This is a genomic window from Legionella fallonii LLAP-10, assembly GCF_000953135.1.
Classification (GTDB): Bacteria; Pseudomonadota; Gammaproteobacteria; order Legionellales; family Legionellaceae; genus Legionella; species Legionella fallonii.
Window position 1 is genome coordinate 2,638,782 of sequence record NZ_LN614827.1, and the last position, 25,670, is coordinate 2,664,451.

A 25,670-nucleotide genomic window follows, 5' to 3' on the forward strand; every position below is an offset into this window, starting at 1 on the left:
TTAACTTCAAATTCTAAAAATAAATAACCTGATGCGCACTTTATTCAAGAATATTGTTTTTTAATGAGTTTTTATCCCATGACAGTTAGCTTTTTCATCTTCATGACTATTATCTTGTTCATTTACCGCAGGCATTAACTGTTGCAACTGTTTCGCAACAAAAGGCCATGAGCTTTTATCATAATATTCTCCTGCTGGTGGTTTACATCCAGGCAATGAGAAGTGTTCTAACAATTTATTGAACTCATGCAATAAATAAGTCGCATAGGAATGGTTATCGTATTGCGTGTACGGATCTTGGAAAAAAAGATTCATATGGGTCATAATGGAACTAATGGAATCATATTTCTGTATGTGCTCATTAACTTCCGCTGCCTTGTTCTGTCCATAAACACCATGACGCCACCAACTAAACCATCCATTAGGCTGAAGCGTATTGACTCCGTTCAGGTAATAATCTCGATAATTGGCCGTTGCATCGGATATAGCCCTATTCAGTAGTATGATTAAATCTGTCTGATAATGACGCCCATGACGCGGTTGACGTGAAGGAGGCCTATGTTGGGTAAACATTGGCCTTGATTTAGTAAGATGGGTCAGTTCTGTTGCTGACTTCTTTTGCCCTTCATCCGTGTGATGGACAACAGGACTCACATTAGGTGTTCTTGCTCCCAAACCAACTAAAATCTTTGCCACACTCAATTCGTTCCTTCGTTGAGAAACCAATCCAGAAGAAATACCTAATTTATTGTGTTCGTTAGCTATATTCGCTTTTGCTTTATCGTTATGGCCCATTTGTAATTCCTCATCCCTAAGAATTCACATTAATTTACCACATTAACGTAAGACCATCATATAAACTATTTTTTTTCCGGACAATGGCGATACATGCATTGGTAGACACAAAATCGGTTCGCTACATGACACGTCATTGAGCGGTTGATACCATTGCTCGAATTGCCGACGAAAGTCGGCATCCATGAAACGTTTAACAGCATTAGAAAAAGAAAGTTTAGTACGTCATGCGAAAAATGACGATGGAGTTCCTGGAAGCAGCAAGTCATTTATCCCACACAAGAAAATAACATTTGGTTCTTCGTGATTTTCTTCCCTATACTTTTAGTAGACATCTTCTATCTGTAGTAGTGCTTGCGAAGAAGTCTAGTATTGAGCATCTTGGTGTACACAAATAAGGACTGGTGACATGATGCAACGCATAGTACCCTCAATAAGCATTGTTCTACTTCTCATAGGAACTTCTTATGCGCTTACTGATGAGGAATACAGCTTACTGACAATCAGTAATACCTCTTCTAAAAACGCAGCCCTTTTTCAAGCACAGTCTATATATCCAACAGGGAAAAAGCCTCTTGCAATCACACTGGGCGATTTTAATGGCGATGGAAAAACGGATCTGGCCATCACCAACTCTATTAGCAATACAGTTTCTATATTACAAGGGGATGGAAACGGCTCTTTTATCGCTAAATCAACTTATGCTACAGGCATTCACCCTAATGCCATAGCAATTGGGGATTTTAATGGAGATGGAATATTAGATTTGGCTATAGTAAACAAAGGCAGCAATACGGTTTCCATAATGCTAAATAATGGTATTGGTGCCTTTCTCCCCTCTGCTCTTTATGCCACTGGCTCACAACCAGAATCAATTAAAATAGCCGACTTCAATAGGGATAAGATATTAGATTTAGCGATTACTAACAAAGGCAGTGATACGGTTTCTATATTATCAGGCAATGGTGACGGAACCTTCGCCTCACAAACTACTTTTGCGACAGGAAAGCATCCTCATGGAATAGCCGCCGGTGATTTTTATAAGAGTGGCTCATTAGATCTGGCGGTGACTAACAGCGGAAGTAATACGGTCTCTATCTTAAAAAATAACGGTAAAAATGTTTTTAAAATACAAGCAACTTATGCTACCGGGGTAGATCCCATGGGAATAGTCGTTGGTGATTTTAATAGGGATGGAATATTGGATCTGGCCATAGTCAATAGTGACAGTAATACGATTTCCATTTTATTGGGTAATAGCGACGGGACGTTCCAACCTCAAGTAACCTATGCCTGTGGAAACAAACCTAGTGAAATTATTACTGGTGATTTTAATAAAAAAGGAATATTAGATTTAGCAGTAACCAATAGTGGCAGCAATACGGTTTCTATTTTAATAGGCAATGGCGACGGCACTTTTCAGAAACAAATTATTTATGCTACTGGATCTAGCCCCTATGGTATTGTAGCCGGTGATTTCAATGGAGACGAAAAATTAGATCTCGCTATTACTAATGCAGCGAATAACACGGTTTCTATACTGCTAAACAATCGGTAACGTCGGGCAATCTGTTGCCAACGCTAGCTCAAGGACTCTCATCATCGCTATTATCTTCAATCCAATAATCCCCTGGCTCTCCTGGAGGTTTAGGTCTAGACGGTAGCGCAGTAGGGCTAAACCGCTCACCTTTATCATCGGTGCTATCGCTACTGGATTGTTTTTGCCGAGACGCACAAATGACTTTATTTAGGGTGTCAAGTAAATACTGCCCATCTTTAGTTATAAAGAATAAATCGCTATCTTGAACAATGTTATCTGATTTACATTTGCTAAAAACAAATAGATAAACATCTTCCTTGTCATTAAAATTGGCTATATTTCTTTTTTCTGTGGCCTCTTTAGTTTTTAGCATGACTGAAAAAGGAAATGAAACGACCTGACTAATATCAGCATGGCCATCCGCATAATTTGCATAAGCAATGGAAATCTGCTGCTCATTGAACTCATGCAGCAATTCTGCATCATCATAAATTCTGTAAATCAGTTTTTTCCTGTCTATTGCAGCAAGGGCTAGTTTTTCTGCTGTAAAAATTTTTGTGTCCGGTAACTCACTAAACTCTGCAATTAATTTTTCCTCACCTCGAGCATAGTGTTCAGTCACTCTATATTGCATAGATCATCCACAATTGCTTATTATGAAGCAATCATAGCATAGAAGTCAGCATAGCAACTGTCTTGAACTACATCCAATAGTTGCTACTTTTACTATTCTCGCCAAACTCTCATCAAAAAATCACCATCACATGCCTCATCTCTATAATCCCAAAAGTTTGGCATTTGCATTTGCTATAATGAAAATATTATTGTTAATGGATAACATAAGTGAGCAAGAAATATGAAATTTAATAGCCAAGAAGAGGAAAAACTTGCTACCGTTATGTTTCGAATCCTTGATGAGTTATTGAGCCCCAATTTGGTCTGCAATAAGAATGGAATAATATTATTTGCAAATAAAATATATAGCCAATTAGTCGCAAAAAAACCAGAAAACAAACCCTTTTGGAACGTTTATCCAATACAAAAAACTATACCGGATTATTTTAAAAAAGCGGTGGAGCAAAGAAGTGAAACTCGTTCAGAAATAACAATTAACGAGAGGGCGTTCATTGTTCGCGTCATTCCAGTAAGTAATATCCTGACTCATGAATTAATTTATATGGTTTATTTTGAAGATATCACATCGCAAGTCAATCTTAATAAACAATTAAAAATCGATAAAGAATCATTACAAAAATCCTTTTTTGATACAATCTTAGCTTTTTCTGACTTTGTAGAGTCCAGAGACTCTTATACCTCTGGGCATCAAAAGCGAGTTGCCGCACTGGCACTGAACATTGCAATTAAGGCAAATATTACTGACCTGAAATGTTTAAGCGCAGTATATTACGGGGCTCTCATACATGATATTGGAAAAATCGCTATACCTATGGAATATCTAGTTACACCAAGGCTCTTAACCGCAAATGAGTATGAAATAATAAAAACCCATGTCGAAGTTGGTAATAAAATAATTGAACATGTGGATTTTCCTTGGGATATTAAATCTGTAGTATATCAACATCATGAGCGTATGGATGGTTCTGGCTATCCCAATGGTCTCAAAGGTGATGAAATCACGATACCAGCACGCATCGTCGCTATTGCAGATGTATATGAAGCAATGTCAACTAATAGGCCTTATCGAAAGGTGATGTCACAAGAAGCCATATTAAAATATTTGGAGGCAAACAAGGGAATATTGTTTGATGCCCATTATGTTAATTGTTTGTTCCAATGTATTACTGAACTAGAAGATGTTTACGAAAGGAGTCCTAATTTTAAACCTTTTTATCCCTAATGGTTAACACGGAATCACTATCGGCTTGAGTAGGTCAGGCAACACAAGCCTCATCTCATCATAGATTATTCAAGCGCATGTCGATGAGCGAGCAATCCGAAGGCTTGCATGACTATGCTTTACCTGACTTACATTAGCTCATATAGCTCTCATTGATGTAGTTTTCAAACTTCATTTCGTGGCGTTATAACCTCAATGGATTAGAATGTGAATCCAATGGCTTCACATTCAAGTTCATCTTCGCTCTTCCTTTATAGGAATAAACGTGACCTATCCCCTCAATTAGTACCAATTTAATTACGTTCATGCCCATTCATGTGTCACGATACATTAATGATCACTTTGAGCGCATGAGTATCTGCGGCATGTCCAAATGTTTCATAAGCGTCCAGTATATTATCAAATTTAAATTGATGGCTAATTAACAAGGTGGGATCAATTTTTTTTGAACAGACCGTTTTTAACAGCATAGGTGTTGTCACGGTGTCAACAAGTCGTGTAGTTATAGAAATATTTTGAGACCATAGGCTTTCTAAATGTAAATCAACTTTAACCCCATGCACTCCAATATTTGCGATAGTACCACCCGGAGCCACAATATCTTCACACATAATGAATGAAGCAGGAACACCAACCGCTTCTATAGCGGTATCTACACCTCGTCCATTAGTTATCTGCATCACTTTAGCTACTGCTTCCTCATTGCTAGCATTTATAATCGCAGTTGCACCTAAGTTTTTGGCTATGTCTAGACGATTATTATCTAAATCGATCATAATAATTTCTGACGGGGTATAAAACTGAGCAGTCAGTAGTGTGGACAAGCCGATTGGGCCAGCACCAACTATGGCCACTGTACTGCCTGGCTGTATTTTGCCATTTTGTACCCCACACTCAAACCCTGTCGGCAATATGTCACTTAGCATTACTAGTGCATCTTCGTCTATTCCTTGAGGAATTTTATAAAGACTTGTATCAGCATAAGGGATGCGAACATATTCTGCTTGAGTTCCATCAATAGTATTACCAAGAATCCAACCGCCGTTGGAGCAATGTGAATACATCCCCTTTCGACAATACTCACACTTACTACATGAAGTGATGCAAGAAATTAAGACACGATCTCCAGGTTGGAACTCTGTGACATCCTTTCCCACTTTATCCACCACGCCAACCCCTTCGTGCCCTAAAATACGCCCAGGCAAACAGGTTGCCACATCACCTTTCAATATATGGAGATCCGTGCCACAAATTGTAGTTTTAGTAATTTTAATGATGGCATCGGTTGGATTTATTATCTCAGGAATAGGTCGTTCTTCTACCGCTTTTTTTCCTGCTCCGTTATAAATAAATGCTTTCATTATAATTTTCCTTAATATGGGTATACAATTCTGAAAAGTAATTGAATTATATATGATTTAGAAACATTCATAGGTCTTTTATCAAAAATAAAATATTTGATGAACTCACGTTAAAATAGATGATTCAGCATGTCACTTATATCAACAATGCTAAGTACTGAACTTCCTCGATCTGGAACAATTTATTTAGATCGCTCACTGAAGTTTACAGTCCCTATCTCCCCGACGATGCAACCTATTTTTGATTAATAAGCGCTTCCGCACTCAACATAATAATCTGAATTTCTTCCGTAATTTCTTCTTGACGCACTAATTTTAAATGGCCTTTTAAATCACTTTTTTTACGATCTAAGCGATCTAATGCATGATTCAAGTGAAAAAATCTTTGATGATTTTCAACAAAAAAGGATTTATAAAAAACGGAATGAAACATTGCAAAAAGATAATTATCAATAAATTCAGCCAAAAAAAGATCTCTGGATAAGTTCAGCACCGGAGGAACAGAAAAATCGGGTACGCTGGATATAAAAAACTCTTTAAAGGGTTGCAAGGTAGTCACGTATATTCGATCTTGTTGTTCCTCATTAAAGATAATATTCCACTGTCCTGAACGCAATTCTAAATGTCGTTGTATTGCAACTTCTTCTAAAGCCTTTAATACTTTTAAAATAACTGAGGGAATCTCTTCAAGAACATTAGGACCTTCTAAAACGTGCACTACACGAGAGTCATCATTCAGTTTTAATGCTAATTTTCGACCGACAATAATTAATACCGCATTAGGGTTTTGTTCTTTAATGCGCTCCAATTCGCTTAAAATATTATTATTAAAACCACCACAAAATCCTCTTTCTGAACCGATAAGAATATAAATTAAAGGTTTCACCTCTTGATTAGGTATGGACATTACCGGGTAAGCACTAAAAAAATCATTTTTCACCTCTAAGATGCTTTCCATTACTCGGTCTTGCATAGAAAGAAACTTAGTCATTTTACTGATTTCAATGGAACAAAGATTTTTCATGGCCGTCATGATATTACCAATGTCTTCTAAAGTATGAAGATTATCTTTCAGTTGAGCTCGTTTCGTCATGTAAGCCCCAACCAAGAATGCAATGCATGGCTCCATTCTTCTCGTTGATTCACTAAAGAAAGATCGCCTTTGTTTACTTCATACTCGAGTTTTTGCAGAATGGTTGGGATATCTTCTAAAGCAAGTTGATCGAATAATCCGTCATTATAGGCAATCAGCCAGGCCAATTGAAATTCAATAGATAAAGGGACAAAACGATCCTGCTTCAGTATTTCTCTTAAAATACGGCCCTTTTGAATTTGTTCCTGCATTTTAGGTTCCAGTTTGGCACCAAAGCGTGTGAAAATCTCCAATTCAAGAAATTGCATGTAATCGAGCTTCATTCGGCCAGCTTCTTTTTTAATTTGTGGATTTTGGGCTTTACCACCTACTCGAGAAACAGATTTTGTTATATCAATCGCCGGGAAAAATCCGGAAGAAAATAGCTTTTCATCAAAAAATATTTGCCCATCGGTTATGGAGATCAGATTGGTAGGAATATAAGTAGCAATCTCCCCTTCTTTAGTTTCAATAATAGGAAGAGCGGTCATGCTCCCCCCTCCCATTTCAGCAGACAAGCAAGTGGAGCGCTCTAACAAACGTGAATGAAGATAAAAAATATCTGCAGGAAAGGCTTCGCGTCCAGGAGGTCTGCGCAGTAAAAGGGAAAGCTCTCGATAACTGTTCGCATGGGCACTCAAATCATCATAGACAACAAGAGTATCAAATCCTTTGCTCATCCAGTTTTCTGCTATTGCACAACCGGCAAAGGGAGCCAGATACAGTAGGCCAGGTAAAGCGGTGGCTTGTGCCACAACAACTGTCGTGTATTCCAAAGCCTTAGCGTCTTTTAATATTTGAATCGTATTGCTAATTGTCGATCGCTTTTGACCAATCAATACATAGATACAACGAACGTTTTTATCCCTTTGATTAATAATAATATCTAAAACCAAAGCGCTTTTCCCCAGCCCATTATCCCCTATAATTAACTCTCTTTGTCCTTTACCAATAGGAATTAAATTATCAATTACCTTATTCCCAGTATAAAATGGACGATTAACAAAATCCCGCTGGGTTATGGATGGCGATAAAATATCAAGTAACCCTTGTTCATCGCATTGCGGTGATTCATATCCATCTATGGGGTGTCCCAAGGGATCAATAACTCTTCCCAACAGTTTATCACCTACAGGAATGCTTAAGGAGCGTTTAAAATGATATATTAACGTCCCTGCTCTTAATTCATTACTTTGAATTAATAAAATAGCGCCAACAAGGGACTCCGTTAGATAGAAAACCATTGCCATACAATGGCCGTCTTGCGAAATAAGGATTTCATCTATCGCCGCCGAAGGTAAACCTCTGATCCAGATAATACCGTCTCCTACCGAGACAACTTCGCCCTGTTCTGATAATCTGACTGCAAATTCATAATGCTCAATTTGTTGCCTTTGTACTTCGAGAAAAGAACTAAAATCAGGCAATTGCATTTTTTATCTCCGTAAAGAACTTTAATTCATCGCGAAGATTTGCTTGCAATACAACGGATCCAATTTGAATCATTAATCCGGCAAGTAGTTCTGGAGTGACTGAAAAATCGACTTTAAATTGTTTATGGCTTAATTTTTCAATTGTTTCCACTAGAATGTGTCGTTGTTGCTCATTAATTGGATAAGCACTTTGAATCAGAATCGTATCTTGCGATGACTGACTGGTCAGAAACTGTATTTTTTCGACGGGAAGATCTTCCAGATCAAGGATGGTTTTTTCAATTATTTTTTCTTCGAGATGCTCATCAGCAAAGTTTTTTAAAAATTTTACTGAAAATTTTCCAGCCAATAACATTGCTTCCCTGGCATTTTTTTCAATAAGTTCTTTTGATTTTTTCATTTCGCGCACTAAGAGTGCTTCTTTTTCTGTAGCGAGTTTTTTTTCGAAATCGACAACTTCTGCTGATTTCCATTGCTCCAATTTGAGTTGAAACTCTTTTTGCAAACGCTCTTTTTCCACTTGCCAATCTGCAAGACGATTTTCATATTTTAATTGTAAGTCCTGAGACTCACTACGAAGTGTTTCAGCATGCTCTAGCTTATCCGCAACCATTTTTTTACGAGCAATTATGGTCTTTTGAATAGGCGCATAAAGAAAATAGTTTAAAATCCAAATGAGGACTAGAAAATTAATTATTTCTAATATCAGAGTTGACCAGGACAGTTCCATTTATTTTATCCTTGTTGGCCTAAAAAATAAGACAATAATGGATTTCTAAAGAGAATAATCAATACAATCACCAAACAATAAATGGCTAACGATTCAATCATAGCCAAACCAATAAATAAGGTTCTGGTGATGGATTTTTCAGCCTCCGGTTGTCGTGCCAAAGCATCCAAGGCATGGCTTATCGCCCGCCCCATAGCAAGTGCAGGGCCTATAGTGCCTATGGCTATTGCTAGGGCTGCGATTACTGTTGAAGCTAAACTAAACCAACTTAAACTATTCATTATGAGACTCCTTTTTCTTCAGTTCCTGTGATTGAATACCCCCAGCAATATAAATTAAAGCGAGCATACCGAAGATATAGGCTTGAATAATGGCTTCAATAAGATGTAATAACAATATGGGAACGGGCGCTAAAAAGCCAGCAACCATTAATACGATAAGAGCAGTGAGCTCCAAACTCATTACATTGCCAAACAATCGAATTGCCAAAGCTAAAGTTCTGGATAATTCACTAATCAAATTAAAGGGTAACATAAGGGGGGTTGGGCGAATATAGTGTTTCAAATAACCCTGTAAACCTTCAGCTCGAATCCCAAACCAATGTACTGAAATAAAGGTCATAATTGCTAAGGCACTGGTCACGGACAAATCGGCTGTGGGTGAATAAAATCCAGGAACAATACCAATTAAATTTGAAACAAGAATAAAAATCCATAGAGTTGCGATAAAAGGAAAGACTAGCTCAACATGTTGCGGCAGCACTTCTGCAATTGCATCATACATTGTGCTGATAACTCCCTCAAGAACCACCTGTAAGCTGCTTGCTTGAAACGATAACTTTCGAGTTGCGACCCAGGCAAAAATCAACAACACCAGCATAATGAACCATGTCGTTAATAGGCTTAAGGTGATCTTTAAATAACCTATGGAAAATACGAAATATGTTAAAAAACTTCCTGTTTCCACGACTATTCCTTAATCATGAGATAAACGTTAACCGCTCCAACTATCACGCCAAGAATAATTAAATTGAGTGTCCAGGCGATGGAATACCCTTTTAATTTTCCATCCAACCAAACTCCCAGATAAGCTCCTAAAATTATAGGCAAAATGAAAACAAAACCCAGAGTACCTAAATAAATTGTTTGAGCAAGTAAGGTGGATTTCTCCTTTTTTGCTTTATCCATTTTGCGTACATTCAATTTCACCTGCTTTTCAAGGTCTTTTTGAGAATTAGATTCCATAATGCTCCTGCCGTTTTAAATCCCATAGACGTTTCATAATTTCTTCATCTAAGCGATGCAAATGTTCCTTCATACTTGCAAGATGTTCTTCTTCTATTTGTAATTCTTTTGCTATTGAATTTTGTATTACCTGATACTCTTTATTACGAAAATAATGACGCGTAGAAAGATACAGTTGATTTTCATTAAAATAGACCACTGCACCAGGCAATGCTAAATATTCTGTCTCATTATTATCATAACGAAACCATGCCAAGCCAAATTTTAAGCACGTCATCATTCGGGCATGATATGCCAGAATACCAAATTGTCCTGAGGCATCTTCACCAATAAAGCTCACTACATTATGAATTTTTTCATATTGTGTTGCACTTTGCAGGTACAGATCAAAACTATCCATTTAGCTCCTTATCCATAGTACCTATCATATAACACTGAGCTTCAGAAAAATGATCGTAATCACCATGAATAAATGATTCACAATCTGCCAAAGTTTGCTCTAATGACACAGACTGTCCTGCAATACCTGTTTGCTGTTTTGTCACATGAAAAGGTTGCGTCAAATAGCGTTGTAGTTTTCGCGCCCTTAAAACAACGTCCCGGTCTTTAGCAGAAAGTTCCTCAATCCCCATCATAGAAATGATGTCTTCTAATTCTTGATAACGGGCTATATGTTCTCTAACTGCTTGAGCAATAGAATAATGCCTTTCTCCCAAAACCATTTTATCCATATATTTACTCTTTGAAGCCAGGATATCTACTGCTGGGTATATTCCTTTGCCTGCTTGCACGCGGGAAAGTACCACTATTGAATCCAAATGAGTAATAATTCCAGTTACCGCTGGGTCGCTCATATCATCGGCAGGAACATAAACAGCTTGCACTGATGTAACAGCTCCTTTGGCAGTAGATGTAATACGCTCTTGCAGTTCGGCAATCTCCGTCATTAAGGTCGGTTGATAGCCGACACTCGCCGACATTCTGCCTAAAAGTCCTGAAATTTCACTGCCTGCTTGCACAAAACGATAAACATTATCAATGAGAAAAAGCACTTCATGTGCCACGTTATCGCGTAAATACTCTGCATAGGTTAAAGCAGACAACCCCGCTCTAAAACGCACCCCAGGTGACTCATCCATTTGACCAAATATCATTAGCGTTTTACCCATTACTCCTGCGGCTTGCATCTCATGCCATAATTCATGTCCTTCACGTATTCGCTCTCCAACTCCTGCAAAGACGGAAATACCTTGATGTAATTGAATAATAGAGTGCATAAACTCCATAAGTAAAACAGTCTTACCAACTCCAGCACCACCAAATAATCCAGTTTTACCTCCTCTAACAAAGGGACAGAGTAAATCAATCACTTTAATTCCTGTCTCAAGAATGTTTTGTTTTGCCGTAGTCATGGCAATAGGGGCTGGTTTTACAAGAATATCTCTGTATTCATTCACTGGAAATGGCTCTGCACCATCTAAAGGAGCTCCAAAAGTATTTAAGACACGTCCCAAACAATTGGGAGACACGGGTATTTGTATTGACGTCCCTTGATCATAAACAAGCAATCCTCGTTGTAATCCTGTCGCTCTATGCAGTACGATGGCTCTGACATGATGATCATCGATATGCTGACACACCTCTAAAACATAGTGATCAGTCTCTGTATCAGTACTAAGCGCCTGATATAAAGGAGGTAAAATATCACAGAATAGTTTAACAACAGGTCCATTAACTTCAATGATATGCCCTATGGCTTTTTTATCGATGTTGAGAGAAGCGGTGTTTTTATTCATTATCATCCGTAAGCTAAGGTAATCCTTCAAATAACAGCACTGTTCCACAACGTACGACACTGCTCAATAATAGAATCCCTTCGTTGCTTAGGGATTTTTAACTCATCAAGAAGATTAATATTATTACTTATTGTTTTACAGATAATAATATTTTTCTCAAGCAACTGTGATATTTCAGCTTTTGTAAAGCTTGTAATGCAGGTGATTGGATATAGACCTGAAAATTCAATTAGTTCTTTTAAGCTACCTACTGTAGGGAAATCCCAACCGATTAGGTGCAAACCAGCACAAAGTCCATATTGAATGGCATCATGAGTAAATCGAGTATTGGTTACAAGCCATCCTTTTAATTGTTCATCCGCTTTTTTCTTATAAGATAGTTCGATATCCTGAAAACGTGCTTTAAAATATAAAGAAATTTTCACATCACATTTAATTCCTAATCGATTGTGATATTTACATTCTATGAAAATTTTTTGATTCTTGCGTTCAGCAACAACATCAACTTCATGATCCACACAAAATCCAGTTACTATTTGGTTGTTTTGTGTTTGAAAACCTTGATGTCGCAAAATTTCAGCAACATACTTCTCAAAAGGATAACCGGATAACCCCAGCTGCATGATGGCATGTTTCAAATGATATTTTGCTGCTAAACTGCGTGACTTTTTACGTAAAAGACGGAACGCTATATGATAAATCGTATGGGTTGACATGCCCTCTACCAAACGATGTGACACTTCATCGACAATTTCTCTAATAAGAGACTCATCCGCTCCAACTCGTTTTAATGACTGGGACAATCGATTCGGATCAAAAGGGACTTGCTCACCAGAGGTCTTAATAATGGTAGTCATACTATTATTCTCCCGACCATTGCCATTTAGCTATCTCATCGGGATCAACGCCATATTGTTTGATATAGCGGGTATGCTCCAGAAACTTTTCCTTGTATTTTGCATTTAATCTCATCGCTATTTTAGACTCAATAACACCCTGTTGCGCCATAAGCGAAAATACTTGCTGAGCCAGGTGCCAACGACTTGTTCTATTACGGATATGCATGTCATAAGGCGTGGTTGTCGAACCGTTTTCAACATAACCATGAATATAAAATCGTTTTGTATTACCGTAATTAAAAAGAAGCTGTTGCAACACGGCAGGATAGCCATGAAAATTCAAAATAACCGGTTTGTCTCTAGTAAAGAAGGCATCAAACTCTTCCTCTGTTAGCGAGTGGGAATATCCTAATCCTATGGCAGATAATTCAATAATATTAACAAAACGAATTTTTACTGCAGGTGTTTCTTGTTTAATTAATTGGATGGCCGCAAGTGCTTCAGTGGAGACATAATCACCAACTCCTGCAAGGACAATATCTGGATTCGCGTCACTAGCAAAATCCCAAATCATCAGACCTTGCTCTAATTCAATTTTAGCCAGCTCTGGAGTCAACCAACGTGGCTCAAATGTTTTCCCCGCCACAATAACATTCACTTTATTACGTGATTTAAGGCATTTTTCGAGAACCAATAAAGTACTGTTGGCATCAGGTGGAAAATAGGCACGAGCATAATGGCCATTTTTTTGTAGTACGTTGGAAATAAAACCAGGATTTTGATGCGAAAATCCATTATGTTCTTGCCGCCATCCTGAAGAAGTTAAAATATAATTAAGAGAAGGAAGTTCTCCCCGCCAGGAAAACTCATGTGATACATGCAAAAACTTCATATATTGATCGGTCATACTGGAAACAATCTGAATGAACGCCTCATAGGATGCAAAAATAGCATGACGACCAGTAAGCACATAACCTTGCATTAGACCTTGCAATGAATGCTCACTAAGTACTTCAATGACACGGCCATCACTACTGATGTCTTTATCCCAAGTTTTTTTAGGCTGCATGTTGGCTCTAGTGGTCGCTTCGAAAACCTTATCCAATTTATTGGAATAGGTTTCATCTGGCGAAAACAGTCTAAAATTACGATTTTTTTGATTTAATTTAATTACTTCGGCGAGATAATCACCAACAAATCGCATACTACTTGAACCCATAGTGCCAGGATGGCTAGCATCCTCTGTAATACTGCCTATATCGGGTAATATCAGTTTTTTTACCAGCTTAGGGCCACCATAGGTATGTTGATTTGCCCCCATACACCAAGAACTCTCGGGTATCAGCTGGGTAATCTCTTCTATAAACCCCGTTTTTTCATCAAATAAGGTATTAAATTGATAAGAGCACAACCATTTCTCGAGTGCTTTTAACTCCCTACTATCGGTTTTTGCATTAGTGACTATCACTTGGTGAGCAAGACAGTTCCCTTCGATTTTCTGGCCATGCAATTTTTTTATTCCCGTCCAGCCTTTAGGTGTTTTTAATATAATCATTGGAAAACGTATATTTTTGTCATTTTTTCGTAAGGCGTCGATATTTTGATAACATGTCTCAAGCGTTATTAGCATTTTTTCATAAATAGCTCCCCCTTCTACAATAAAGGGTTCATAACCATAGCCATAGAAAAGTGATTTCAATTCTTTATTGGTCATTCTGCCAAAAATAGTTGGGCCAGAAATTTTATATCCATTAAGATGCAGGATTGGTAAAACAACCCCATTTTTAGTTGGATCTATAAATTTATTTAAATGCCAGGCGGTTGCAGTAGGGCCTGTTTCAGCTTCACCATCCCCCACAACGCAGGCAATAAGAGTTCCAGGATTATCAAGCGCTGCGCCATAAGCTGTAGCCAATGAATAGCCTAACTCACCCCCCTCAAGAATAACTCCAGGTGCTCCGGGATTACTATGACTGGGAAACCCATAAGGCCAACTAAAATTTTTTATTAAGTATTCAACCCCTGAATAATCATGTGTTGCTTCTGGATAGTATTTTTTTAGAGTCCCCTCAATAAAAAGATTGGCTTGTAGCGCTGCATAACCATGACCTGGACCAAGCACAAAAAGGATGGATGATTTGTGTTTTTTAATAAGAACATTGAGGTGGGCATAAATAAAATTAATCCCGGGACAAGTGCCCCAATGTCCTAAAAGCCGTGGTTTTATATCATTGAAATCGAGTTTTTGTTTCAGTAAAAAATTATTAATTAAATAAATCTGGGCAGCAGAAAGATAATTAGCAGCGCTTACGTATTTTTTTATATGCTCTATCGCATAGTTCATTTCCAGATCCCTAAGAAATTTATAATATTAGAACTGATGTCTATGCCATTAGAGCCATGTTGAATGGTATTGCATGTGATGACTTTTTCAACGCCAGAAACCAATAGTTTTTGATAAGCATCTCCGGCAAAAACAGCATGAACACCAATACAAATGGGTGGGAGTATATTAAGTGACTTTATATGCTCCACTGTTTCTATCATGGTCATCCCGGTAGAGATAATATCATCAATCAATACGGGTATGCAGTGTTGGTGCTTTTCAATATTCGGGATGGAGACCTCAACGGACTCATCTCCCTTACGGATTTTTTCTAAAATAAGAAAAGTGGCTTTGGCTTTCCTGGCAATCTCCTCAACCCATTGCATGCTCTCAGCATCAGGCCCAATCAGTATTGGCTTTTGAATATGCCGGTGTATCCACTGGGCAATATTATCAGTCGCATGTAAGACAGTGGTTGGGATGTCATAAATAGCACTTAATGTATGCCATCGATGAAGATGAGGATCTATAGTAATTAATCCATCAAAATAGCGTGAAATGAGTTGCGCGAAATATTTTGAGGTTATGCCTTGGCCTGGTTCAAATACTTTATCTTGACGCATGTAAGCTAGATAAGGGGCAATCAATGTTATTTTTTCAGCACCTAATGATCGTGCCGTTTCTGCAGCAAACAGAAGGGGAGCTAATTTTATATTCGGCCTATCTAAACTAGTAATAAATATAAGGTCGCGTCCCTTAACATTGGAATCAATTTGAATCACCGTTTCTTCATCAGGGAATTGATGTTGCGTTATTTTTCCCAGTTCGTACTGACATTTTTTTTGAATCATTTTGGCCAAACCATCATGGGCAAGAGGAAAAATAATGGGTGGTTGTTTCATGATTTGTTTTGCCCCGATCCGAAAATTATTAGGTTCTGTTCCAATTAAATCATTTTTTTAGCCGATACCTATCCATCTATATTAGCAGAAGAATGGGATGACGAAATGGCTCTAAGATAACGCCCTCCTTCTTATCCCGAACTGACTTCAATCTGGAAAATATCATGGCCTTGTTGCAGAAAATCAAGCGCATAATGAAGTTGTCCTTTAGTTTCAGCAGCTATTTTAAATAAAGGTTGGGATTTCCTAACTACAGTATTTAAAGTGACTAACAACTCAACACCCGCTGATTTTGCCTTTGGAGCGCCAGCTAATTTAGCAACACGAGCAATATGGCGGTTATCCATGTTAATAATAGTGCCTGATACCGCAGATTCTATAGTATGAGTAAAAGGGGCGTGGGGAATATCACGCAGTCCCCCTTGGGCCATACAAATGGCTTGGAATTTTGCAAGTGCTTTACCACTATCCAGAATATGAGTCGCGATGTTTATTCCTTGCCCAGGGAGCACTCCAGGAGAAAACTCTATAACCTGACCTGCAAGTATTAATGCACGCTCCCTTAAATTTTGCGGTGCTTGCTTATCGCGCGTCAATACCGCCAATACATCAAGAGCCTCCAAAGCTGGCCCTATACCTCGACCAATGGGTTGTGAACCGTCAGTGAAAATAATTTTTGTTTCAATACCAAACTTCTGTGCGACAGTCTGCAAAGAGCTTTTAAGTATCTCAGCATGAGCAATTGATCTGACTTTAGCCGTGGTGCCAATAGGCATATCAATAACAAGATGAGTGACGCCTGCAGCAATTTTTTTAGATAAAATTGAAGCGACCATTTGCCCTTCACTATCTAAATCTGCCGTTCGCTCAATCCTGATAAGTAAATCATCTGCGGGGCTTAATGATATAGAGCCACCCCATACAAGGCACCCATTTTCTGTCTCAACTACCTTACGCATGTCTGAAAGATCCAGATTAACAGAGGTAAAGACCTCCATAGTGTCCGCTGTACCCGCGGGAGATGTAATTGCTCTGGAGGATGTCTTAGGAATCATCAAGCCAAAAGCGGCAACAATAGAAACAACGATTGGCGTCGTCCGATTTCCAGGCAAACCACCAACACAATGTTTATCAACAACAAGAGATGAAGGCCAGGTTAAACGCTGCCCCGAATCAACCATGGCCGCCGTTAGATCGAGAATTTCTTTTTTTGATAATCTATCCCCACTACTTGCGGCAATAAACATAGCAATATTAATATCTGAGAGCTGGCCGGAGATAAGATCATTAATAATCTGTTTCGTTTCCTCAGTTTTCAGTTCATGACCATAGACTTTAGAGCGAATGTAACTCAACGAGTCAAGCGGCTGTGGATGAGTGACTGAAATTTCATCTCCATTTTTTGCCGATAATAAATCCCAGGCGTAATCTGACAAGCTTGCTTCATTATGTCGTAATAAATCAGTTTCAATCGTATTGAGCGTTGCAATAATGGAATATTGGTTTAGAGTGACTCTCACACGTGCTTGAACATTGAAGCCCTCTGATTTACAAATATGGCAATCTTCCCGCATATAAATAATGGGTTCTTTATAAGTATTGATACCTAAATATTTAAGACTTAAGGTTGAATGCTTCTTGCTCATATTAATTGCTCTGTTTGCTTATATAAAGGCACCATACAATTCCAACTCAGTTCAGTTTCGATTTTAGTTTTTAAAGACAAAGCAGCCTCAAGCTCGCCATGGGTTACGAATGTTTTTATAGGCGGAGTATCAAAGTGTTTAAGCCACTGAAGGATTTCTGCATAGTCTGCATGTGCTGAAGTACTGCGAATCGCTTCAATTTGAGCACGAACAGGGATTAAATCACCGTGAATTTTGATTTGCTTTATTCCATTGAGCATATCAGCCCCTCGGGTACCTTTAGCTTGAAACCCGGTAAATAAAATCGTGTTTCTTGCATCAGGAGCATAAGCTCTTAAGTGAAATAAAATACGGCCACCACTTGCCATACCGCTGGCGGAAATAATGATCTTGGGATCTTTTTTACTATCAATCAGTATCGACTCTTCAGCAGAGCGGACATAGGTAGCAATCTTACATAATTCATCGCATTCCATTCGAGTCAAGCGCAGATCTTCAATATGTTTCGACAAAATATCGGTGGCATTAATCGCCATTGGGCTATCTAAAAATATAGGGATATCAGGTAGTGAGTTTTCCTTTTTTAACTCCGATAGGTAATACAAAATGGCCTGTGTACGTCCAACGGCAAAGGCAGGAATAATGACAGATCCACCTCGTTGGTAGGTTTGCTCAATAATATTTTTTAGTATATTTTTGGGATGATCTTTCTCATGGAGACGATCGCCATAAGTTGATTCAGTGACAAGGTAATCTGTTTGCTTCATCGGCGTTGGCGCCCGCATTACCGGATCATTCATTCGCCCTAAATCACCAGTGAATAGAATGGATTTGCCTCCAGATTGAATCCTGACCAATGAAGCGCCAATAATATGGCCTGCAGGGATAAATTGAAAACTAATCCCTTTAATCAGTTCTACTACAGAATTATAAGGCTGCGGACGAAATAATTTTAATGCCTTTATCGCATCTTTTGTCGTATAAAGAGGAAGAGCTGGATTATGCTTGGAATAATGATGCCTATTCGCATGTTTTGCATCTTCTTCTTGTAAGTGCGCGCTATCAGGTAACAATATGTCACACAAGTCCTTAGTTCCTTGAGTGCAAAAGATAGGTCCTTTAAACCCATTTTTTACTAATAAGGGTAAATAACCGGTGTGGTCAATATGAGCATGCGTGAGGATAACCGCATTTAGTATTTTGGGAGCGAAAGGAAGAGAACTCCAATTGCGTAAACGCAATTCTTTCTCTCCTTGAAAAAGACCACAATCAAGCAAAATATTTTTATTGTTATCAAAAGATAATAAATATTTTGAGCCTGTAACCGTTTCCGTTGCGCCTAAAAAAGTAATCTGCATCGAATCATTCCTTTAAGATCCATACCATTTCCTGGAGTGATTGACTAATTTTACAATCGACAACATCACAGGAACCTCTATCAATACACCAACAACAGTCGCCAAGGCCGCACCTGATTTAAAACCAAACAAAGTAATGGCTGTAGCAACTGCCAATTCAAAAAAATTACTGCCACTAATTAAAGCAGATGGGCCTGCTATGCAATGTTGCTCACCCGATACTTTATTTAAGCCATAAGCCAATATTGAATTAAAATATATTTGAATCAGTAGAGGAATTGCGATTAACAATACGATAAAAGGTTTCTGATAAATTTGATACCCTTGAAAACCAAAAAGTAAAAGTAGCATGACGAGTAAAGCAATTAGTGAAATGGGATGGATTTTCTTAATAACATGCTCAATATCAAGAGTACTCTGGTTAATAATCCAATATCTAAAAATTTGTGCTAGTAGAAAAGGAATTAATATATAAACGATTAAGGAAATGAATAGCGTACTCCAGGGAACAGTTAATCCTGTTATTCCCAATAATAACCCCACGATCGGAGCATAAGCAAAGATCATAATAAAATCATTAAGAGCAACTTGTGTTAAGGTAAAATGGGGCTCTCCTTCGCATAAATAACTCCAGATGAAAACCATCGCTGTTCCTGGGGCTGCAGCAAGTAACACCAATCCAGCAAAATAATGCTCTATTTCTGAAGCCGGTAACCAAAATGAAAACAAGTGTTTGAGAAAAAACCATCCCAAAAATGCCATTGAAAATGGCTTTACCAGCCAATTGACACCAAGGGTAATTAGACTGCCCCGCCAAAATTTTCGTACTTGTTGAATTTCTTTGAGATCAATTTGGAGCAGCATGGGAATAATCATGATCCAAATTAAAATACCGACGGGTAGATTGACGTGCGCGATTTCCAGACTACTGAGCATCAAAACAACTGATACGGGTACAATTTTCCCAATTATAATCCCCGACACAATGCAAATAATGCCCCATAGATAGAGATATCGATCAAAAAAGCCTAACTGTTTTACTTTCCCCATTATTTAATCTCTTCATGAGAGTGTGGAACTTTTTCTCGATTAAGGTCTACTATATGTCCTATACAATAGAAGGATAGCACACATGCGTGCCGTACTTATGGAAAAACCAGGACAAGAATCAAAATATACTGAAGTGAAAAAAACAGTCCGTAACCAATTGTCAACAAACCCTATAACGTTTCAAAAAACAGAAGCAATTCCAATTGAAGCATCCATTGATCCCACAACCAATAGAACATTACCCCGCACATGCCATGAAGAATCACCTGCTACTAAAATTGTAACGGGCGATAAATCTTAGGGACCGTCCTTGAGCTATTTTATTGAGTTTCGTTAGTTTTATCAGTTGGCGGATTGGGAGCTTCTACAGGTATATTAGAATTGTTACTTTCATTAGATACAGAAGGGCGATGAGAATAATAATATACTAGAATAATCGCTAAAATGACAATGACAATAATTGAAACAATTCCCCTATATTCATTTTCCCTGTCTTTCTTTTTCATAATTGTCCTCAAAACATTTCAATACTAGTTAATTATAGTAATGATTTACAATAATGATCTTCCCTTGATTCCTCGTACATCTTGTTTTAGGGATATAATCCCTTAATAAGGTGTAATGCACGGCTTGAATGTAAGAAATAATAGGTAGGCAAATAAGTGAACAAAAATTAAAAGGTCCAAGTTAATTTTTATCAAAGAGCTTTATATTTAACAAAATACAGTTGAATAGTTCATAATCTATTGCATTGAATGTAACTCAATAAGTTTGACAAAAAACCCCAAGCATCTACGATGAAACTAATAACATTAAATTAGTGATATTCTATGATCATATCTTTAATCTCATTAAAGTCAAAGTGGCAATTATATATTGCACTATTAGCATTAATTGCAATTGGCATATATCTTGTAATGCTTGCTTTCTCTATTCCAACGCCGAATATTCCCTTACTGTTTGTTATAGTAATCGGCGGCATCCCTGTATTTCTACAAATATTATTTAAATTATTTAAAGGAAATTTAGGGGCTGATTCATTGGCGGCGATCGCATTAGTAACAGGTGTTATTTTACAGCAATATCTAGCCGCAACATTAATCATTCTTATGATTGCCAGTGGGCAAACCTTAGAATATTACGCTATGCGGAAAGCATCTTTTGTTTTGCGCTCTCTTGCAGCGCGAATACCGTCAATGGCTCACCGAAAAATAAACGGTCACATTGAAGATATTCCATTATTAGACATTAAGATAGATGATTTAATTGTTATTTATCCACATGAAGCTTGTCCTGCTGATGGTATTGTTATTGAAGGACATGGATCTATGGATGAATCCTATTTGACAGGAGAGCCCTATCAGATCTCCAAAACACCAGGGACATTCGTCTTATCAGGCGCTATTAATGGAGAATCTTTATTAATTATAAAAACAACCAAACTTACATCAGATTCACGCTATTCTGCAATTGTAAAAGTATTAGAGGAAGCAGAACAAAAACGTCCCTCGATCAGAAGACTAGGGGATCAAATTGGAGCAGTTTTTGCGCCTATAGCTCTTGTTTTTGCAATCGCGGCTTGGTATTTCACAGGAGATACAATACGTTTTCTTTCTGTTCTAGTAATAGCAACACCATGCCCTTTATTAATAGCCATTCCTATTACTATTATTAGTGCTATTTCAAGAGCTGCAAGACAAGCTATCGTTATCAAAGATCCGACGGTTCTTGAACAATTACCGACCTGCAAAACCGCCATTTTTGACAAGACAGGCACACTTACCTACGGTAAGCCTGCTTTAACAGAAATTAACGTGGCCCCAAATTATACGAGAGAAATGGTTTTACAATATGTGGCAAGCCTAGAACGATATTCAAAACATCCTCTTTCAAGTGCTGTTTTAAATGCTGCTCAAAAAGAAAATATAACGCTTCTTGAATCATCAAATATATCTGAAAAACCCGGACAAGGGTTGCATGGAATTATTGGTAAACATAAAATTCTAATTACAAGCCGAAAAAAATTTTTAGAAGTAGCTCCTAAAAGTATTGCTTTATTACCACCCATAGCACCAGGGCTAGAATGCATTGTCTTGTTTGATAATCAATATGCTGCTTCGTTACATTTTCATGATGCTCCACGCATTGAAAGTAAATCATTTTTAGGCCATTTAGCCCCCTCACATCAATTTAAAAAAATAATGCTGGTTTCGGGAGACCGTGAGTCAGAAGTTGCCTATTTAGCTAATTTGTTAAATATAAAAGAAATTCGTGCATCGCAAAGTCCAGAACAAAAACTGGCTATAGTTCGAGAGGAAACAAAAAAGGCGCCAACTGTTTTTATGGGTGACGGTATTAATGATGCCCCTGCATTGACAGCAGCAACAGTTGGCATTGCCTTTGGTCAATACAGTAATGTAACAGCTGAAGCGGCGGGGGCCGTTATTATGGAAAACACATTAAGCAAGGTTGATGAATTAATCCATCTTAGCTTAAATACTCGAAAAATTGCCTCACAAAGCGCCATTGGAGGTATGTTGCTTAGTATCATTGGGATGGGGTTTGCAGCAGGAGGATTTATCAATCCAGTTACTGGTGCAATAATTCAAGAGTTAATTGACATTCTTGCGATTGCTAATGCCTTAAGACTGGCTTTAGGTTCTCGAATTAAAATTGATTTACCAGAGTTTTCTAAATGATTTAGATTTTTATTTGTATGGCTCTAGGGCGTGTTGACCATTGCTCCCCACCACCTACGTATATGGACTCATCCTTTTTTGCAAGTAGGCAGTTAAATAAAACTATGTCCGCTTTGAGCGTCCCATAATGTTTTATAAAAGCCCCCCTCATCGATTAATTGTTTATGATTTCCCGTTTCAATAATTTTGCCGTTATCCATAACTAGAATATTATCCATAGATAAAATCGTTGATAGTCTATGGGCAATCACAATAACAGTACTCTTTCCGGCTCCACTATATCCTACCAAATCGACCTTAGAGCCCCCTGATATATGGACGTTTAAGTCTTTAATAACAATATTATCTGATTTAAATCCAAAACTAACTTGGTCAATGATAATTCCTCCATTAGTAATATTAAGGGAGGGGGCTGATGGAGTTGCTGTTTGGTAATGCTCGGTAAAAATTGTATCTATAGCTTGTTGACATAACTCCGCCTGTTCACCCACAACTAATAAGCTCTCAGTAAGAAATCATATCTGATCAATCACGGTAATTGCTAATATAAAGATAAATGCAAAATATCCAACAGAAATCGCCTCTTTGTTGCCGAGAAAAAGCAGTAAAAGTATCGATGAACCTTGTAAAACCCACGCAAACCCACCAAGTAGTGCCGCATTAAGCATATTTTTAAATGGCATGGATTTATCATTCTCAAGAGCCCTATTGGTTGTTTTTTCTAGATAACTGGCTTCATAGTTTTCTCTGGCGAATAACAACATGTTTAGCACGTTGGAAAAACAATCAACAATGCTTCCAACATTTTTTGCTCGTGCTTCGGTATAGGCACTATGTATAAGGTTTGATGCTGTTAGAGCAATAATATGCAGTAACAATAAACGCTAATGAGTCCTACATTTTTGACATTCATTAAACGAAAGTTCGCTTCAATTTCAATTAAGATTTTTAGATTTATAGTCTTGTGTACCGAAATGAATTAATCCCCAAATCCTTTCATGCAAATAAAAGAACACTATTTTGAAAATAAACTCGAAAAATCCTATGTATAAAGCAAAGTTAATTTTACCGGTGATGATATAAACAATAAACATAGTCACCAAGCTACCGCTCAAACGCCAACTAAAGGCCTTCATCAAACTGCGTAAATGCGTTTCCCTCACTTTCTAGACTCCTAACTCATTCTTGACAATCACTATGAGCCTCCCGCTTCTATGAATGGGCGTTGACTCTATTTTCTCTCTTGTTCTTTCCATACCACTTGATAGCGAGGCTATTCATTTTATACATGAACCATAACAATTAATTGGGTTATTTTTAAATATCATAAACCACATGATTCTTTGCTATGTTTCATTCAATGTTTGAAAGATCCCCTCGCTTAAATTACAGACAAGTACCACGCAGCCTAATTTTAACAACTATGGTGTGATTTTATAGCTAGTTCGCATTTGCCCGTTTCTGTAATTTAACCCAATTTTAAAATAACTGCACATGTTAAGGAGTATAGGAATAGCAGGAGTATCTGCCGATGGTGCAAATCATGAAGGTGTTTCTTTTACATGGATGAACTCATGTAACGCGCAGATATATGCAGGTCGATACATTTGATTTCGTATATGAGAACTGTGATTTGGTTTTGCTACAAGAGCCAACTACTGGTGGCGTCTTAACATGAGTTATAGGATTATGTCTAAAAATGTATTTATCTCAATTAATATCTTTTTGAAATAGAGAGAATAGTGATACTCCCTGAACATTCCCATAGGGTGAGTGTGCTATTGTTGGGTCGCACGTCCATCACATTCCTTTATCAAATCACCATCAGGTAAATGTTCAATAAGTTCAGATTTAAAGAATATGATCTCATTAAAAATTGATATAGTATGATAATTGGATAATAAAGTTTTAATTACTTACTTTATAACATTTATCGGACTTAGGTGTAGGATGCTTCGAGAATTCATTGATCATATTCCATTTTGGTGGATGGAGTTTACCTGTATTAGTGTACTCATATTGACCACCTGCGGTGCAGCCTTTATTTCTTCTCGTTTTTTTTCGGTGCCTAACGAGAAAGAGTATATTGCTCGCTCCAATTCAGTGATTGCAATCCTAAGTGGAGGATTCTCTGTCTTATTGGCTTTTATTATTATCACTACCTGGAATTACTTGCTAAAAGCGCAAGATAATGCCGCGCAAGAAGCTAATTCGCTAGCAATCATGATGAGCAATATTAAAGTGTTTCCTGAGAGCCCTCAAATGAAACTCACACAGGCCATCCGTAATTATACAGTGACTGTAAGGACTAATGAGTGGGAGAGCATGCAACATGGCAAAGAAAGTCCATATACTGTCCAAGCTATAAAAGAATTATATGACGCCATGCAATCCTTTACGCCGGTCACTAAAATGGAACAATTGTATTATTCACAAGCACTAATCAATCTTAATGCCATTCGAAAATTTCGACGAGATCGAATTAATCAATTAGATGCCGTCATCCCAGGACAAATAAGCGCCGCTCTAATTATTGGATCGATTATGTTGACACTAACATTAGGTTTAATGCGCGGCAATTCGAAGATTAGCGATCTCATACCCATTATCATTTTTGCAATGGTACTTGGATTTAATTTAGCCATTGCCTTAAGCTTTGACTTCCCATTCTCAGGGGAGATTTCGGTTAAGAACAAATTTTTTTACAATGGGATTTTAGGTACTTTTAAGGATTAAGCCGCAGCAGCGATCAATGGGGGCAGACTCGATTGTGAGCCAAATTAGTTACTGAAACTTCAATATTTCCACTTATTAGATGGTGTGTTCCTCCCTCTAATTTCCACATTTGTTCCTACAATTTTTCTTTAAGATATTGAAAATATTGTTGTTCCATTTCATCTTTCATTTGATTATAAAGTTCAGCATACTTATTGCGTGTTACATACCGAATTGGGCCTGTAT

Annotated in this window: 26 protein-coding genes; 5 read left to right on the forward strand and 21 right to left on the reverse strand. The window is 37.7% G+C overall.

Annotated features, from left to right (window positions below):
• Window positions 1-60 precede the first annotated feature (60 nt).
• The gene (locus tag LFA_RS10755; protein ID WP_045096190.1) at window positions 61-795 is read right to left on the reverse strand and encodes a hypothetical protein; all 735 of its coding nucleotides are present in this window, start codon (window positions 793-795) and stop codon (window positions 61-63) included.
• Window positions 796-1,204: 409 nt separating this feature from the next.
• Here LFA_RS10755 and LFA_RS10760 point away from each other — a divergent pair, with 409 nt between their 5' ends.
• Window positions 1,205-2,353: an FG-GAP repeat domain-containing protein gene (locus LFA_RS10760; RefSeq protein WP_052673940.1), complete on the forward strand. Its 1,149-nt coding sequence runs from the start codon at window positions 1,205-1,207 to the stop codon at window positions 2,351-2,353.
• A gap of 28 nt (window positions 2,354-2,381) precedes the next feature.
• Here the strand turns inward: LFA_RS10760 and LFA_RS10765 are convergent, their stop codons facing one another.
• Entirely contained in the window at window positions 2,382-2,969 is a 588-nt protein-coding gene (locus LFA_RS10765) for a hypothetical protein (RefSeq protein WP_045096191.1), read from the reverse strand.
• A 222-nt stretch (window positions 2,970-3,191) separates the two neighbouring features.
• On the opposite strand from LFA_RS10765, the gene LFA_RS10770 reads away from it, so the two are divergent.
• Window positions 3,192-4,193: an HD domain-containing phosphohydrolase gene (locus LFA_RS10770; RefSeq protein ID WP_052673941.1), complete on the forward strand. Its 1,002-nt coding sequence runs from the start codon at window positions 3,192-3,194 to the stop codon at window positions 4,191-4,193.
• A 320-nt stretch (window positions 4,194-4,513) separates the two neighbouring features.
• Here LFA_RS10770 and LFA_RS10775 read toward each other — a convergent pair whose 3' ends face one another.
• From LFA_RS10775 to arsB, 15 genes are all read right to left on the reverse strand, one after another.
• The gene (locus LFA_RS10775; protein WP_045096192.1) at window positions 4,514-5,554 is read right to left on the reverse strand and encodes a zinc-dependent alcohol dehydrogenase family protein; all 1,041 of its coding nucleotides are present in this window, start codon (window positions 5,552-5,554) and stop codon (window positions 4,514-4,516) included.
• A gap of 235 nt (window positions 5,555-5,789) precedes the next feature.
• Complete coding sequence (locus tag LFA_RS10780; protein ID WP_045096193.1) at window positions 5,790-6,647, reverse strand: F0F1 ATP synthase subunit gamma; 858 nt, start codon at window positions 6,645-6,647, stop codon at window positions 5,790-5,792.
• Complete coding sequence (locus tag LFA_RS10785; RefSeq protein WP_045096194.1) at window positions 6,644-8,119, reverse strand: F0F1 ATP synthase subunit alpha; 1,476 nt, start codon at window positions 8,117-8,119, stop codon at window positions 6,644-6,646. The genes LFA_RS10780 and LFA_RS10785 overlap by 4 nt, the downstream gene beginning before the upstream one ends.
• Window positions 8,106-8,849, reverse strand: coding sequence for a F0F1 ATP synthase subunit delta (locus LFA_RS10790; RefSeq protein ID WP_045096195.1), 744 nt, complete (start codon window positions 8,847-8,849; stop codon window positions 8,106-8,108). The genes LFA_RS10785 and LFA_RS10790 overlap by 14 nt, the downstream gene beginning before the upstream one ends.
• Window positions 8,850-8,854: 5 nt before the next feature.
• On the reverse strand, window positions 8,855-9,130 hold the full coding sequence (locus LFA_RS10795; protein ID WP_045096196.1) for a F0F1 ATP synthase subunit C: 276 nt from the start codon (window positions 9,128-9,130) through the stop codon (window positions 8,855-8,857).
• Window positions 9,123-9,815: a F0F1 ATP synthase subunit A gene (locus LFA_RS10800; RefSeq protein ID WP_084602165.1), complete on the reverse strand. Its 693-nt coding sequence runs from the start codon at window positions 9,813-9,815 to the stop codon at window positions 9,123-9,125. The genes LFA_RS10795 and LFA_RS10800 overlap by 8 nt, the downstream gene beginning before the upstream one ends.
• Before the next feature lie 2 nt (window positions 9,816-9,817).
• Window positions 9,818-10,093 carry an AtpZ/AtpI family protein gene (locus LFA_RS10805; protein WP_045096197.1) on the reverse strand — a complete coding sequence of 92 codons (276 nt, stop codon included), beginning with the start codon at window positions 10,091-10,093 and terminating at the stop codon, window positions 9,818-9,820.
• Window positions 10,083-10,493, reverse strand: a complete 411-nt coding sequence (locus tag LFA_RS10810) for a F0F1 ATP synthase subunit epsilon (RefSeq protein WP_045096198.1) — start codon at window positions 10,491-10,493, stop codon at window positions 10,083-10,085. Before LFA_RS10810 ends, LFA_RS10805 begins: the two co-directional genes overlap by 11 nt.
• Window positions 10,486-11,889 carry a F0F1 ATP synthase subunit beta gene (gene atpD, locus LFA_RS10815; RefSeq protein ID WP_045096199.1) on the reverse strand — a complete coding sequence of 468 codons (1,404 nt, stop codon included), beginning with the start codon at window positions 11,887-11,889 and terminating at the stop codon, window positions 10,486-10,488. Before atpD ends, LFA_RS10810 begins: the two co-directional genes overlap by 8 nt.
• Window positions 11,890-11,915: 26 nt before the next feature.
• A complete protein-coding gene (locus LFA_RS10820; protein WP_045096200.1) occupies window positions 11,916-12,746 on the reverse strand; it encodes a restriction endonuclease in 831 nt (276 codons plus the stop codon).
• 4 nt (window positions 12,747-12,750) lie between these two features.
• Window positions 12,751-15,072 (reverse strand): phosphoketolase family protein, encoded by a 2,322-nt coding sequence (locus tag LFA_RS10825; protein WP_045096201.1) that lies wholly within the window; start codon window positions 15,070-15,072, stop codon window positions 12,751-12,753.
• Window positions 15,069-15,956 (reverse strand): ribose-phosphate pyrophosphokinase, encoded by an 888-nt coding sequence (locus LFA_RS10830; RefSeq protein WP_045096202.1) that lies wholly within the window; start codon window positions 15,954-15,956, stop codon window positions 15,069-15,071. The genes LFA_RS10825 and LFA_RS10830 overlap by 4 nt, the downstream gene beginning before the upstream one ends.
• A gap of 131 nt (window positions 15,957-16,087) precedes the next feature.
• On the reverse strand, window positions 16,088-17,602 hold the full coding sequence (locus LFA_RS10835) for a thymidine phosphorylase family protein (protein WP_045096203.1): 1,515 nt from the start codon (window positions 17,600-17,602) through the stop codon (window positions 16,088-16,090).
• Complete coding sequence (locus LFA_RS10840) at window positions 17,599-18,960, reverse strand: MBL fold metallo-hydrolase RNA specificity domain-containing protein (protein WP_045096204.1); 1,362 nt, start codon at window positions 18,958-18,960, stop codon at window positions 17,599-17,601. The genes LFA_RS10835 and LFA_RS10840 overlap by 4 nt, the downstream gene beginning before the upstream one ends.
• Window positions 18,961-18,972: 12 nt before the next feature.
• A complete protein-coding gene (gene arsB, locus LFA_RS10845; protein WP_045096205.1) occupies window positions 18,973-20,010 on the reverse strand; it encodes an ACR3 family arsenite efflux transporter in 1,038 nt (345 codons plus the stop codon).
• 82 nt (window positions 20,011-20,092) lie between these two features.
• Here arsB and LFA_RS10850 point away from each other — a divergent pair, with 82 nt between their 5' ends.
• The gene (locus LFA_RS10850) at window positions 20,093-20,311 is read left to right on the forward strand and encodes a hypothetical protein (protein ID WP_045096206.1); all 219 of its coding nucleotides are present in this window, start codon (window positions 20,093-20,095) and stop codon (window positions 20,309-20,311) included.
• Between the two features lie 19 nt (window positions 20,312-20,330).
• Here the strand turns inward: LFA_RS10850 and LFA_RS10855 are convergent, their stop codons facing one another.
• Complete coding sequence (locus tag LFA_RS10855; RefSeq protein ID WP_045096207.1) at window positions 20,331-20,516, reverse strand: hypothetical protein; 186 nt, start codon at window positions 20,514-20,516, stop codon at window positions 20,331-20,333.
• 324 nt (window positions 20,517-20,840) lie between these two features.
• Between LFA_RS10855 and LFA_RS10860 the strand changes: the two genes are divergently transcribed.
• Complete coding sequence (locus LFA_RS10860) at window positions 20,841-22,709, forward strand: heavy metal translocating P-type ATPase (protein ID WP_045096208.1); 1,869 nt, start codon at window positions 20,841-20,843, stop codon at window positions 22,707-22,709.
• Between the two features lie 92 nt (window positions 22,710-22,801).
• Here LFA_RS10860 and LFA_RS20345 read toward each other — a convergent pair whose 3' ends face one another.
• From LFA_RS20345 to LFA_RS10875, 3 genes are all read right to left on the reverse strand, one after another.
• Complete coding sequence (locus tag LFA_RS20345; protein ID WP_045096209.1) at window positions 22,802-23,200, reverse strand: ATP-binding cassette domain-containing protein; 399 nt, start codon at window positions 23,198-23,200, stop codon at window positions 22,802-22,804.
• A 24-nt stretch (window positions 23,201-23,224) separates the two neighbouring features.
• Entirely contained in the window at window positions 23,225-23,473 is a 249-nt protein-coding gene (locus tag LFA_RS20350; RefSeq protein WP_231865836.1) for a hypothetical protein, read from the reverse strand.
• 171 nt (window positions 23,474-23,644) lie between these two features.
• Window positions 23,645-23,872 (reverse strand): DUF2061 domain-containing protein, encoded by a 228-nt coding sequence (locus LFA_RS10875; protein WP_197541185.1) that lies wholly within the window; start codon window positions 23,870-23,872, stop codon window positions 23,645-23,647.
• Between the two features lie 787 nt (window positions 23,873-24,659).
• On the opposite strand from LFA_RS10875, the gene LFA_RS10880 reads away from it, so the two are divergent.
• Window positions 24,660-25,445, forward strand: a complete 786-nt coding sequence (locus tag LFA_RS10880) for a bestrophin-like domain (protein WP_045096211.1) — start codon at window positions 24,660-24,662, stop codon at window positions 25,443-25,445.
• Window positions 25,446-25,670: the final 225 nt, after the last annotated feature.